At 45.8% G+C, this 13,334-nt stretch carries 10 protein-coding genes; 4 read left to right on the forward strand and 6 right to left on the reverse strand.

The window, feature by feature from the left end; translation table 11 throughout:
* The first annotated feature begins 172 nt into the window (after positions 1 to 172).
* The gene (locus tag AC1DRQ_RS25550) at positions 173 to 1,609 is read left to right on the forward strand and encodes a purple acid phosphatase family protein (protein ID WP_477428053.1); all 1,437 of its coding nucleotides are present in this window, start codon (positions 173 to 175) and stop codon (positions 1,607 to 1,609) included.
* 108 nt (positions 1,610 to 1,717) lie between these two features.
* Here the strand turns inward: AC1DRQ_RS25550 and AC1DRQ_RS25555 are convergent, their stop codons facing one another.
* Positions 1,718 to 2,530, reverse strand: coding sequence for a 3-keto-disaccharide hydrolase (locus AC1DRQ_RS25555; RefSeq protein WP_477428055.1), 813 nt, complete (start codon positions 2,528 to 2,530; stop codon positions 1,718 to 1,720).
* A 310-nt stretch (positions 2,531 to 2,840) separates the two neighbouring features.
* Between AC1DRQ_RS25555 and katG the strand changes: the two genes are divergently transcribed.
* Complete coding sequence (gene katG / locus AC1DRQ_RS25560) at positions 2,841 to 5,108, forward strand: catalase/peroxidase HPI (protein ID WP_477428057.1); 2,268 nt, start codon at positions 2,841 to 2,843, stop codon at positions 5,106 to 5,108.
* 285 nt (positions 5,109 to 5,393) lie between these two features.
* Positions 5,394 to 5,867 carry a hypothetical protein gene (locus AC1DRQ_RS25565; RefSeq protein WP_477428059.1) on the forward strand — a complete coding sequence of 158 codons (474 nt, stop codon included), beginning with the start codon at positions 5,394 to 5,396 and terminating at the stop codon, positions 5,865 to 5,867.
* A 60-nt stretch (positions 5,868 to 5,927) separates the two neighbouring features.
* On the opposite strand, the gene AC1DRQ_RS25570 is transcribed toward AC1DRQ_RS25565, so the two are convergent.
* Positions 5,928 to 7,106 (reverse strand): PepSY-associated TM helix domain-containing protein, encoded by a 1,179-nt coding sequence (locus AC1DRQ_RS25570; RefSeq protein ID WP_477428061.1) that lies wholly within the window; start codon positions 7,104 to 7,106, stop codon positions 5,928 to 5,930.
* Between the two features lie 2 nt (positions 7,107 to 7,108).
* A complete protein-coding gene (locus tag AC1DRQ_RS25575) occupies positions 7,109 to 9,511 on the reverse strand; it encodes a TonB-dependent receptor (protein WP_477428063.1) in 2,403 nt (800 codons plus the stop codon).
* A 185-nt stretch (positions 9,512 to 9,696) separates the two neighbouring features.
* On the opposite strand from AC1DRQ_RS25575, the gene AC1DRQ_RS25580 reads away from it, so the two are divergent.
* A complete protein-coding gene (locus AC1DRQ_RS25580) occupies positions 9,697 to 9,936 on the forward strand; it encodes a 4a-hydroxytetrahydrobiopterin dehydratase (protein WP_477428065.1) in 240 nt (79 codons plus the stop codon).
* Positions 9,937 to 9,989: 53 nt separating this feature from the next.
* Here AC1DRQ_RS25580 and AC1DRQ_RS25585 read toward each other — a convergent pair whose 3' ends face one another.
* The 3 genes from AC1DRQ_RS25585 to AC1DRQ_RS25595 form a co-directional block, all read right to left on the reverse strand.
* Positions 9,990 to 10,772: a hypothetical protein gene (locus AC1DRQ_RS25585; protein ID WP_477428067.1), complete on the reverse strand. Its 783-nt coding sequence runs from the start codon at positions 10,770 to 10,772 to the stop codon at positions 9,990 to 9,992.
* Positions 10,769 to 12,346 (reverse strand): hypothetical protein, encoded by a 1,578-nt coding sequence (locus AC1DRQ_RS25590; RefSeq protein WP_477428069.1) that lies wholly within the window; start codon positions 12,344 to 12,346, stop codon positions 10,769 to 10,771. The genes AC1DRQ_RS25585 and AC1DRQ_RS25590 overlap by 4 nt, the downstream gene beginning before the upstream one ends.
* Before the next feature lie 145 nt (positions 12,347 to 12,491).
* On the reverse strand, positions 12,492 to 13,277 hold the full coding sequence (locus AC1DRQ_RS25595) for an alpha/beta fold hydrolase (RefSeq protein ID WP_477428071.1): 786 nt from the start codon (positions 13,275 to 13,277) through the stop codon (positions 12,492 to 12,494).
* Positions 13,278 to 13,334: the final 57 nt, after the last annotated feature.

The raw sequence follows: 13,334 nt of genomic DNA on the forward strand, positions 1-13,334 counted from the left end.
GGGTTAAACATAGCCGAACAAACATTACCGTCAAAACCATTGAACTTATCAAAAGAGGAATGCGGTGAGATCATTCAATTTATCAATTCTTTAACAGATGAACCCTTAACCGCAGTAAAGCACCAGCCATAACATAATACATTCAAATAAATCACAAATCATAATTACTTGTATGAAAACAATTTCATTATTTTTCCTTTTTCTGCTGACTTTACCCGCGCTGGTATTCTCCCAGGAAGATGCCGCGGATGCTGAAAAAACACCGAAGGCAGTATCCCATTCTTACCAGACCGGGTTATTAAGAGGCCCGTACCTCCAGGTTGCCACGCCAACCAGTATGACCATCAGGTGGCGGACCAATGTTTACGACAGGAGTAAAGTTCGTTACGGATTAACCTCAGGTAACCTGGATATGGAAACCAGTGATTCTACACTGGTTTCAGAGCATATAATTAAACTGTCGGGCTTAAAACCACTGACCAAATACTATTATGCTATAGGTAACCTAACCAAGAATATCCTGCAGGGCGATGAAAATAATTATTTTTATACGCTTCCGGAAAAGGGCAGCGAGACATTGATGAGGGTTGCCGGTTTTGGTGACTGCGGTAACAACTCCATTAACCAGCGTAACGTTAGGGACCAGATTGTAAAATACCTGGGCGATAATTACCTGAACGCCTGGATACTTATGGGCGACAACGCTTATTCTGACGGAACAGATGCGGAATTTCAGGCCAAGTTTTTTAATAACTACCAGGCCACCATGTTAAAGCGCTTTCCTTTATTTCCCGTTCCTGGCAACCACGATTATCATGATCTGCAATCTGCCGCGGTAACCGATCAGTTTAAAATTGCTTACTACCAGAATTTCTCTGTCCCAACCAAAGGCGAAGCTGGTGGGCTGCCTTCCAATACAAAATCATACTATTCCTTTGATGTAGGCAACGTGCACTTCCTGGCGCTCGATTCTTATGGCCCGGACACTAAAGGCAAGCATATTTATGATGAAATGGGCGAGCAGGCCGAATGGGTTAAAAAGGACTTGCAGGCTAACACGAACAAATGGGTAGTGGCATACTGGCATCACCCTCCTTATACCATGGGTTCACACGATTCTGATACCGAGACGTTATTGGTAAAGATCAGGGAACATTTCATCAAAACATTAGAGGATAACGGTGTGGATCTGATACTTTGCGGTCATAGCCATGTTTATGAGCGTTCAAAATTAATGAAGGGCTATTATGGCAAAGAGGCCGATTTTGATGCCGCTAAATATAACCTGAGTAATTCAAGTGCGCTTTATGACGGTAGTAAAAACTCCGCTCCTTATTTAAAAAGTAAAATAAATACAAACGGTACCGTATACGTAGTGAGCGGCTCGGCAGGAGCACAAGGCGGTCATAAAGCAGGCTGGCCACATAATGCCATGTATTATTCCAATAATGAAATAGGAGGGGCGGTGATGCTGGAGGTACAGGGTAACCAGTTAGATCTGAAATGGATTTGTGCAGACGGGAAAATTGGCGACCACTTTACCATGATGAAAGAGGTAAGCAAAGCCGATGAAAAAATATTGAAAAAGGATAAAAAGCTAAGTAAATAATTTAAAACAACTTATATGATGATCAAAAGCGATCTTGCCATTGGCAAGATCACTTTTTTGTTAACCAGAGCGAGCACCGCGAGAGGAGGCTTAACCTTTTGCTTAATTTTAACGATCTGAATCTGGCAATTGTTTAATCTCTATATTCCTGAAATCGACAGGCTGTCCTTCACTTTGTAAGGCGATAAAGCCGCTGCTTAGTAATTTCCCGTCCTGTTTGTACTTTGGATCGTAGCCATGTGCCACGCCGCCGCCAATGGTAGGCCTTGAATATTGCAGCACAGTATCGCCGTTGATGATATGCGTAATTAATTTGTTGCCCTGAACTATTAGTTCTCCCTTTACCCACTGCTCACCGTCATAGGTTTTTGAAGTAGAATTGATACAATGGTCAGGCGAAACCTTTCCTTTATAAACAACATCGGTACCAGGTGAGCACATATTGCCTGTTGGTCTTGATTTTCCGTCGCCAAGACCACCTAATAACTGCATTTCTATCGATATTGGCCAATCCTGATCCTTTAGCATTGTCCTGGGATCCTGCGAATGAAACATGACCCCGCTGTTAAGGAGCGTGTAGTCTGGCGCGCCTTTTTGTTGTTTACCCACAAAGCGATACTCAAACCGTAGGTGATAGTAAGAAAACGGCGTTTTGTAATACAGGTGGCCAAACTGATCGTTGAACTCGCCGTACTGATCATATCTGATTTTGACTATGCCATCTTCTACCCGAAACGTATTCCCATAGTTTTCGCCAACCAGGTGGTGATTGATCTTGACAAACCAATTGTTAATGTCAGTTCCATTAAATAGCTTTTTCCAGCCTTTGTCGGTATTGCCGGTATCGGCCAGCTTTTTTACTCCGGTACAGCCAAGCATGAGGAAGCAGGAAAACATAAAAAAATAGTGCGTTTTTTTCATAGTCGATTATGTGTGGTGTTCTTTTTTTACTGCCTGGTTTCATTGAATTAGAATGTGCATTAAAGATAGTCCATGAGATTGAAAAATTTGCATTGATCAACTATTCAATGAGACACTACCGATTATTTAATTATTATACAAGGTTTTATTAGGGAAAACAGCCCTGACAGAAAATATGGATGAAACTTAATAAATTTTAACTATTGGATATAGATTTAATTGATTGTGATTGTATCTCCCAATGTCATAATTTTATATCACTGTACAACCGATAGGTGCAAGTACGTGTTCAATATATAAACTTATAAATATGGAAAACGAATCAAATGACATCAGTAAATGCCCTTTTCACAATGGCAGCATGAAGCACAATGTTGGCGGTGGTGGCACCCGGAACCGCGATTGGTGGCCTAACCAGTTAAAGCTGAATATCCTGCGACAGCACGCCTCTTTATCAAGCCCGATGGGTGAAGATTTTAATTATGCCGAAGCTTTTAAAAGCCTTGACCTTGCAGCAGTGAAAAAAGACCTTCATGCACTCATGACCGACTCACAGGACTGGTGGCCGGCAGACTTTGGTCACTATGGCGGTTTATTCATCCGCATGGCATGGCACAGTGCAGGAACCTATCGTGTGGGCGACGGACGCGGAGGTGCCGGCGCAGGGCTACAACGTTTTGCACCACTTAACAGCTGGCCCGATAACGTAAGCCTCGATAAAGCCCGCAGGCTGCTGTGGCCTATCAAACAAAAATATGGCCGTAAAATTTCATGGGCCGATCTGATGATCCTTACCGGTAACGTAGCACTGGAATCAATGGGTTTTAAAACCTTTGGCTTTGCCGGTGGACGTGAAGATGTATGGGAAGCGGATGAATCCGTGTATTGGGGCGCTGAAACCACCTGGTTGGGTGGAGATCTGCGTTATGCACATGGTTCACATGGTGTGGTAGAGGGGCATGGCGTAACGGTATCAGACGATGATGCCGACGGTGACATTCACTCCCGCAACCTGGAAAAACCGCTTGCCGCTGTACAAATGGGGTTGATCTATGTGAATCCCGAAGGCCCTGACGGTAACCCTGATCCTGTTGCTGCCGCCAAAGACATCCGCGATACATTTGGCCGGATGGCCATGAACGATGAGGAAACGGTTGCATTAATTGCCGGTGGGCATAGCTTTGGCAAAACCCATGGCGCTGCGCCTACTGATCATGTTGGCAAAGAGCCAGAAGCTGCCGGCATCCACATGCAGGGCTTCGGCTGGAGCAACAGCTATGGTTCTGGCAAAGGTGCCGACACGATTACCAGTGGACTGGAAGTAACATGGACCAAAACACCAACCCATTGGAGCAATAATTTTTTTGAAAACCTGTTTGGCTTTGAATGGCAATTGTCTAAAAGTCCGGCCGGCGCGCACCAATGGGTAGCTAAAGATGCCGAAGCCATTATTCCTGATGCGTATGACAGCTCAAAAAAACATCGGCCGGCCATGCTTACTACCGATCTTGCTTTAAGGGTTGATCCGGCTTACGAAAAAATATCAAGGCGCTTTTTTGAAAATCCGGAAGAATTTGCAGATGCTTTTGCGCGTGCATGGTTTAAATTAACGCACCGCGATATGGGCCCCCGTGAACGTTACCTGGGCCCTGAGGTACCACAGGAAGAATTGCTATGGCAGGATCCCATCCCTGCAGTTGACCATGTACTGATAGCTGAAAGTGATATTGCAGCCTTGACAGCAAAAGTATTGGAATCAGGGTTAAGCGTATCTGAGCTGGTTTCCACAGCATGGGCTTCGGCTTCCACATTCCGCGGTTCTGACAAGCGCGGTGGTGCCAATGGCGCACGTATCCGCCTTGCTCCACAAAAATACTGGCATGTGAATAATCCCGGGCAATTACAAAACGCATTGAACATACTCGAGGGCATTCAAAAAGAATTTAATGCCGCGCAGACCGGGAGTAAAAAAGTTTCGCTGGCAGATCTGATCGTACTGGCCGGTTGCGCCGCGGTTGAAAAAGCGGCTAAAGATGCAGGACAAACCATCACAGTCCCTTTTACACCTGGCCGTATGGATGCCTCGCAGGAACAAACCGATGTGGAATCATTCGGCTACCTGGAACCCATTGCTGACGGTTTTCGTAATTATCGCAGATCAAAAATCCCTGTATCAACCGAAGAGTTGCTGATAGATAAGGCGCAATTGCTTACACTTACAGCGCCTGAGTTAACCGTATTGTTAGGTGGTATGCGTGTATTGAATACCAATTTTGATGGTTCCAAACATGGTGTTTTCACATCACGTCCGGGAGTGCTCACCAACGATTTCTTTATAAACCTGCTCGACATGGGCATTGCATGGAAAGCAGTATCCAGCGATAAGGAACTTTATGAAGGCAGCGACCGTGCCACCGGTGAAGTAAAATGGACAGGCACCCGCGCAGATCTGGTGTTGGGCTCCAACGCAGAACTGAGGGCTGTTGCCGAAGTATATGGAAGCGCCGATACTCAGGACAAGTTTGTGAAGGATTTTATAAAGGCCTGGAATAAAGTGATGAATCTGGATAGGTTTTAACTTTGCTTGATTGTAAATCATGAACCACCTTCGGCTTTTCATTTGATTCACTAATGAACCAAATGGATGAACAAAGGTTATGTGATATTCTAAAAAAAGGCACCGTGAAGCGGTGCCTTTTTTAATTGATTTACATTGAGATGCCATTCTTTAAAGCGCTTAAAGGGCGTAGCTATAGCAGAAAGCTGCCGTTTGAAGCAATAGAATGCCATAGGCTTATGCCGTTCCGGTCAGACATGTAAAGGAAAGGGGAAATAATGGCAAATTATTGCGAATTTTACGGCAATGACGGAATTGAATGAATACGAGTGCGAAATGCTGGATGCGATGCTGGAAGCCTTCGGTATCCCGGACAGTTTGACACGGCTGCAATTACTCGAGCTTTTTGACAAGGATGAGGCTACTGCTTTTGCCATGGTGCAAATATTACTCTGGGAGGGTCTGGTGGCTGAGTCGGGCAAGCATGGCGATTACGAATTGCCGGAGAAGCTTGTACTTAAGCCTAAGGGCGAGAAATTCCTCAATGGAGGTGGCTTTAGCCAACGTTACCGGTTGGAACAGCAAAAACCAGTGGAGGTTGGCGGCACGCTGGTCAAATTGCAGCAGCAAAATATGCGGTTGCAAAGTGAAAAGCTGGCTAACCAAGCTGAAATCTCCCGTCTTGAAAAACGAATCAAGGGTTACAGCATCCGTCAATACCTTTGGTGGACACTTATCGTCTTCGCTTTGATCCTTGGTTACTGGCTGAGGCATCCGTAAAATGAGCAACTCAGAAACGATTCCGGCTAAGGCTTGATGCTATAAATGAATAGTTCATTGTTAGTCTGCTCGTTTATTAGCGTAAGCAGCGTTTGGTCTCTTTTTACTTTTTAGGCCCCCTCTGTTATACCAGATGAAAAAACCGGTGACGGGCATAGCAGCACAGATGAGCGAAACAAATAAAGCGAGCAGTTTGGTCGGGATGCCGGCAAAGGCGCCGGTATGCAGATCATAGTTCAAACTTCTGAATTTCTCACCTCCCTTAACATCCTGATCTCCATACTTCATCAGCAATTTGCCATTGTTACGGTCAAAATAATACCATTGGAACAGGTGGGTCCTGTTTTTGGCCAGGCGTACCTGAACATCCAGCGGGTCAGTATTCTTTTCCCTGAAGCGGATCGAAAATACATCAGCTTGAGGATGAATGCGCAAAAGGAGGGCAATAGCGCTGTCGGCCGTCTCTAAGTCGTAGGCTTTACTCGGTGTCGATAAAGGTATAACCCGTTTTTCATATGCCTTTCCTCCATTAGCTATGTATTGAACAGATTGGTCAGCCCAGTCGAAAGCGAAGACAAGGCCGGTAATACAGATAAGTAAGGCTGGTATAAGAATATAAAAGCCCGCTATGTTGTGCAAGTCATAGTTCAACCGTTTTCCGCTAACACCGCGCTTCAATATCAGTCCTCTTTTGAGAGCCTTTGCCTTCCATTTCCTGGGGAACCAGAGAATAAGACCGCTCAGCAGCAATACAAAGAAGCATAGCGCAGAAATTCCCGTCACCATTCCGCCTACCGTGTCACCCAGCAGCAGGTTCCGATGCAGGCTCAGCACCAGCTGGAAGAACTCGTTACGGGTATCTTCCACGTACACCACTTTTCCATTATAGGGATCCACGTATACCCTGTAATAATATTTGTTAAAGTTCCAGTAGCCGATGCCCTTTTTGTCTGTTAGTGACGCCCGGAATATCCAGGTACGTCCTTTAGCCGGATAGATCTCACAACGCGAGATCTTAACTTTTAGCCCAAGGGCCTTCTGCGCCTGATCTCGCAGCACACTGAAATTCTTGAATTGACGATTGGCACCTGGTTCTACATAGAACCGGTCATGATAAAAGAGTTCCTTCAATTCATCCGAGAAAACATTGATACAACCGGTCAGGCTGACGATCAAAACCACCAGTCCTGTGATCAGGCCCAGCCATTTATGCACCCAGAAAAATACTCTCCTCGCCATGGTTAAAAATTGTAGGAAACGTTCAGGCTCATGGTAGTACCGTTGCCACGCACATATTCGGCATCAATAGCACGGTACTGGCTCACAACCGGGTAGTACGAATTATTCAGCAGGTTCTCCACACCAAGACCAGCAGACCACTTGCTATTAAATCGGTAACCTGCAGACAGGTTGAAAAGACTCACCGGTTTCACTGGTCCCTCACTGTTGGCGTACAAACCGGTTGAGCGAACATCAAAACGGTCACGGCTTCCGGTGTACACCCAGAACAGCTTCATATCCAGCGAGCTCAAAGGACGGTAGCCCAGGTAAGCGGCTGCTTTGGGGGGCGCAATACGCAGACCATTCATATACACTTTTGTGCCGTTTGCCTGTTCGGCTTTGCCTTCCACAAAGGAGTAACTTCCTCCCAGTGTCCACTGCCGGCTGAAATAAATATCGGCAGCGATCTCGTAGCCATGGATCCTTTCCGGCTCCCGCTGAGGTACCAGGAAACCGCCTACATCAACCAGATTGGCGCCCAGTTTGGAAGTACTGATATAATAAGAAGCAGTCAAATTTACAATACCGAGCCTGCTGCTGAAGCCGGCTTCATAGTTATTAGTGATGATTGGGTCGGTTGCAATGCTCTCCAGCGTTCCACTCGTTGCACTTCGCAGAATACGCCCTAATTCATTAATGGCAAATCCCTGTGAAAAACTTACAAATGGGTTGAAAATTTCATACTTGTTATAACGTAAACCGGCGTTAAAGGTGGTGGCATTGTAAGGTATCTTGCCGCCTGTTACCGCAATACTACCCTCGCCGTTCGGTCCTTTGGCAATGGTATTAAAATCGTTTACTTTAACCCTGGCATTTTCATAGCGGATACCCGCCTTTAAAACGAAATTGGTCATCAGGTCAAGCTTCATTTGTGCGTACGGCGCAAGATTGAGCATATTCATGTTCGGAATATATACCCTGCCATCTGTTAAAATCTGATTTGTCCGGTCATTCAGCAGGTCGAGGCCATAGGTCAGTTCTCCGTCGCCAAAGCCACCCATCTTCCAGGGCGTGTTCAGCGTTAGGCGAAGACCTTTTTTGAAGGACTGGATCTTCGTTTGGCCAGGACCATACCAGGCTGTTGCCTGCTCCACATACCGGTTCATGGAAATAAAGCCATTGTAATAGGCTGAAACATCCAGGGAACTGGACAAAGGGAGGGCGTTGTTATGATAGGAAACCAGGGCGTTGTGGTTATAAGGCGTGCCTGCAGCTTCTCCCGGATCATTTCCTTTTTGACCAACAGATGGCGTTACCCCATATTTACCGGTTACATTAATATAATCGGTGTTCTGTACGCTTCTGAACAAGTTATACGACGCGACGATCTCGCTATGTTCATTTGGCTTATAGGCCAGTTTTACAAAGGCATTGTAAAGCGAATTCTCTCCAAGTCCGTCAGGCTGGGCATTCACGTTTCCTTTGGCGTCTTTTAGTACCCCGGTATAGTTATAAGTACCGTTAACCACATAGGAAAACTTGTTCACCGTTCCGGAAAAGCTTTGGGAAAGCCGGTATCCTGCAGTGTTTGAAGGATGAACCAGGTTACCATTGATCCCAACGCTGGTTGTGCCGCTGAACGTTTTATCCGCAGCAGGCTTTTTAGTAATAAAGTTGATGATACCACCTGCAGAGCCGTTTCCATAAATGGAAGTTGCTCCCTTAATGACCTCAACCCGTTCAATGACTGCAGGATCAAGCGTACGGATATCGCGGCTTCCGTTCATGAGTGGTGTTGACTGGGGAATGCCGTCGATTAGTACCAATACCTGGCGGCCACGCAGCGTCTGGCCGGCGTTGGTTGCCTTATTATTGGAGGTTCCCAGTCCCGGAATGGTGTTTCCAAGGATGGCGGCAATCGAAGGATTGACGTTCAGTTGTTCTTTGATAGCGCGCGCGTTCAGGATAGTGACCGAAGAAGGAACATCTTTCAGGCTTTCCGGTTTTCTTCCGGCCGTAATAACGACTTCCGAAAGCGCATTTCCTGCCTGGAGCGCAAAAGAAACTTCAATGGTACTGTCGGCAATAAGCGCCAACTCTTTTACTGCGGTCTGGTAACCAACCAGGCTGACACTGACACGATGGGTGCCGGCAGACAGACCTTTGATCAAAAACTTGCCCTGCTCGTCCGTAGGAGTGCTTTTGCTGCCGCTTACCGTAACGGTCGCATATTTCAGCGGTTGGCCTTCTGTATCATTTACTGTACCTGTTAACGATGCCTTCGAATTATTTCCGTTTTGCCCGAAAGAGACAGTAGGGGCCAGGATGCTAATTGTAATAAATAAGATAAATACCAGCGAGATTTTTAGTGAATTACAGGAAGAGCAGACATCAAAACTGGTTTTTATGGAGGAATCGTACATAAAATAAATAATGTGATAGTTAATTTGCGGCAAATGTAACTTTATTTAGACTTATTACAAATAACAAACAAACTTAGTATGCTCGTAACATGAGGGAAACCATTATTAAAAACCATTAGTTGCATAAGGATTATGCTGCCTGAAACATGTTGCCCTATACTTGGTTATTCTATAAAAGAAAAATAATGAAGGGTTGGCAAGAGGTTGATAACAAATTGCATAAAGTGTTTAAGTTTAAGGATTTCTCCGAAGCCTTTTCCTTTATGACCAGGGTGGCTTTGTTGGCAGAATCCAATCAGCACCATCCAACATGGAAAAACGAATGGAATAAAGTTGAAATTTGGTTATCAACTCACGACCAGGGCGATATTGTTACCGATAAGGATAGGTCCCTGGCTGAGGCAATTGACAATTTGTTGCTTTGATATTTTTTTTAACGGAGAAGATAGGATCTTTTAGTACTTGTAACCAGCTTTTATCAATGCGGACGCCCGTTTATTGCTGCGTTTGCAGCTGTTAGTACTGATTGCAACTTGGCCAGCTTTTCCTGTGCGGTATTTAAACTGGCTTGGGCGTCATTTAGCTCTTGTGCGATCATCGCGTATGATTTTTCCATTTGCACCTGATTGGTATCGGCGTTGGTGTAAGCCTGATCAAGCGATGAAGAAAGGGCAGGGGCGCTTTTATACAGCTCTTTGGCCCGGTGGTATCCGAGCGCCAGGGCGGCTTCGGTTTCGATATTGGAAGCTTCGGCCGTAAAAGTTGATCTTAGCGCTACCAGTGTTAATGTAACCGCATTATCAGCATCTGTGTAAGCCGTATGGGTCATATTTATCAAATCGTCTGAGATTAATGGGTTTAATGCCTTTTTTTTCGTAATATCCCTGGAAAGTATATCAATTACTTCTACCGTATAGATCAGTTTGTCTATCAGTATTTTCATGTCGGCTGAGAGCGTTTTAGTCTTGTCGTCTGCCAGCGCGATCTCCTTGAACGCAGTTTCTGAGTTGTTTTGCAGGTCGAGGGCGCTTTGTGTTAACTGGTCTGCCAGCGTTTTATGGTTATAAGCCTGCGTCTTGTTATTTTCGGCGACTGTTAATTGTGCCTGGTAGTCAGCCGCTTTTTCGGTGAGCGAATTGACAATGATCTGGAATTGCTCCACTTCATATTGGGCATCGATGATTTGGGCAGACAGGTCATCCAGCCAGGCCTGCTCTTGCAATGTGATTGGTGCCGGGTTTAATTGCGGTTGAATTTTCATAGCGCGTTGTAATAAAAAGCTGCTTTTTTGTCCATAGCTGAAAGGGCGTTGGTAAATTTTAAGGGCTTATCTATTTCGCCTGAAGAAAGGGTAAGTATAAGCGGAAGGTATTTCTTTCCCGGCACGAGTGGGTTGCCGAAATGATCGGTGGTCGTTGGACCTATGTAGACTTCATACTGATTTCCGTTTTGTGCATTTTGGGCTATCGAATAATTACCTCTTGAAACCTGCTCTGCAATGATCACATTAAAAGATGTAGCCGGGACCCCTGCGGGTAAAAACATACAGCGATATTCCGGGTTACWGGCGGTGTTTTCCTCCATCGTAAATTCCAGTTTCTGCACGTTATCGCCGGGTAAGGTACTTTCATTGGTCAGGGGTTTAACGGTGATCGTACTGCTGTTAACCGCTTTCAATTTGATCGTCAGCGTGAACGGTTCACATGGCGCGGACAGGAAATTATCAAAACTGCCACGTTCTTTTTTATAGGCATCCGTCAAAACGGCCAGTACGAAGATAACATAGCGCTGGCCCCGCACCAGCTCATCGCCGTCTGCGTCCTGCAGTATTTTGTCTGGGCCGGGCATATCCAAAAAATTGACCTGTTTGCTGAGATAAGTTGGATAAGCGGCAGGGGAAAGATGTGGTAAGGGAACGCTGATGATGATTTGCGTATTCCCTTGTTGTAATAAATTTTCGGCCTCAGTTAATGAAAAGCTTAATTTTTTGCTGTCCTTGACCATAACGATATAATAACCGCTGGTCGGGTGATTGGATTTGGTAAACTCCACGACGAAACTGCTGTCTGTGATGTGCGCATCGGGCACCATCAAATTCAGGTTGAATGTTTTATTGCCGGAACCGCAGGCAGCGCGGACAGCCTGGTAATCTGCGTTCAGTGTTGCAAAGGTGCCTTCGGCAAGTTTTTCGGCGGTGCCGGCCTGCGAAAGGACAGTCTTAGTTGCCACTACACTTTGAATGGCCGTATCCAGGTCTGCTGAGCTGATCTGCAAGAGATTATTTACCAGAGTATTAGTGCTTTTGGCTTTATCCAGAACGGTTGATGAGGACACTTCGGCCGCCAGCATCGAAGCTTCCATGGCCAGCTGGGATGTGTTTTCGGCTGCATAGGCAGTATCATTGATCAAATCGACCGTTTTTTTGGCCTGCGTATACAGCTCACTCCCATAATCAGCGGCATTTATCAGGTTCCATATGGTACCGATATCGCTTGCGAGCCTGATGATCGCTGTAGCCGCGATCTGTACGTTAGCGGCACAAACAGCGGTATTGGAAACTGATTGTTTTACATACTGATCGCCCTGGGTTGCTGAGGCCAGCAAGTTATTGGCGATATGACTGTTGGTGAGGGTTTGTTTATTTACGGTTTCTTTAAAAGTAGCATCTGCTTTAGCTTCGTCAAGTTTTTCTTCCGCGGTGATTGTAGCGCCCTGCGCATAGTATAGGCTAAACATGGCCGCATTCACCTGGGACCTTAAATTCGTTTGAGCCAGGTACTGGCTTTGCAGTGAATCGAGCACGGTGGTTTGTAGGATTTCGCTGTAGGTGTTCATGATCATGATTAGGTTTTGTGAATTTAAAAAAACTAATCCGGATCTGATCACAGTTGTTATTGCTTTTATTTTGTTATGCCCGGTCCGGAAAATAAATATAATCCCGCGCTTAGGCAAGCGGGGATTGTATTTGCGATGCCGCTATTTATTTAACCGGGCTATGTGTTGCTGCATCGATGATCAACCTGGCCACCTCTTTCGGATGCGATTCATAAACAGAATGACTTGCGCCGTCAATCTCTACCACGGTGCTTTTGGCGCGTTTGGCGTACATGCGTTCCAGGTCGGGGTTGATGATGCGGTCAGCCTTAGCGACCATATACCAACTGGGCTTTACCCTCCAGGCCGGGTTCTGGATGATTGCATGAAATACGGCGTCAGCTGCGGGCATTTGCGCATTAGCGGTAAATTCAGCCACCGCTTTGGGCAGGTCCGCGGCAAAATCGGCATAAAAACTTTCCGGTGCGATATAGTCAAATCCGTCAGCTGGTTTCTGCAAGGATTTATAGGCCGAAGGGTATAGTTTACCGTTACCTCCTTCGCTCTCGCCATTGTCAGGCGCATGGGCAGCAATGTACACAAGGCCGGCTACATGATCATCATTTCCGGCAACGGTAATAATAGCGCCGCCATAGCTGTGTCCAACCAGGATACACGGGCCATCCTGCATACTGAGCACACGTTTTACTGCTGCTACATCGCCATCGAAGGAGGTTAATGGCTGTTGGGTCACGCTAACGTGATAACTCTTTTTGACCAGGATATCGTACACCGGTTTCCAGCCGGAGCCGTCTACGAAAGCGCCGTGTACCAGGACGATGTTTTTTATTCCTGCCGGTTGCTGAGCAACCGCTTTAGTGGAATTGTAAATTAAGCAAAAGAGCAAGGCGTAAAACAGGCAAATGCTGTTTTTGAAGATTGAATTTTTCATGATAACAAATCTTAATTAAAGAATAACGTTTGAACCGGTTATTAAGGTGAATGTGAG

This window comes from Mucilaginibacter sp. P4_E8, from assembly GCF_056401495.1.

Coding starts and splice junctions, on each gene's coding strand:
- AC1DRQ_RS25585 (WP_477428067.1), bottom strand. CDS start 10,772: ATGAAAATTCAACCGCAATTAAACCCGGCACCAATCACATTGCAAGAG.
- AC1DRQ_RS25565 (WP_477428059.1), top strand. CDS start 5,394: ATGACGGAATTGAATGAATACGAGTGCGAAATGCTGGATGCGATGCTG.
- AC1DRQ_RS25580 (WP_477428065.1), top strand. CDS start 9,697: ATGAAGGGTTGGCAAGAGGTTGATAACAAATTGCATAAAGTGTTTAAG.
- AC1DRQ_RS25555 (WP_477428055.1), bottom strand. CDS start 2,530: ATGAAAAAAACGCACTATTTTTTTATGTTTTCCTGCTTCCTCATGCTT.
- katG (WP_477428057.1), top strand. CDS start 2,841: ATGGAAAACGAATCAAATGACATCAGTAAATGCCCTTTTCACAATGGC.
- AC1DRQ_RS25595 (WP_477428071.1), bottom strand. CDS start 13,277: ATGAAAAATTCAATCTTCAAAAACAGCATTTGCCTGTTTTACGCCTTG.
- AC1DRQ_RS25575 (WP_477428063.1), bottom strand. CDS start 9,511: ATGTACGATTCCTCCATAAAAACCAGTTTTGATGTCTGCTCTTCCTGT.
- AC1DRQ_RS25570 (WP_477428061.1), bottom strand. CDS start 7,106: ATGGCGAGGAGAGTATTTTTCTGGGTGCATAAATGGCTGGGCCTGATC.
- AC1DRQ_RS25550 (WP_477428053.1), top strand. CDS start 173: ATGAAAACAATTTCATTATTTTTCCTTTTTCTGCTGACTTTACCCGCG.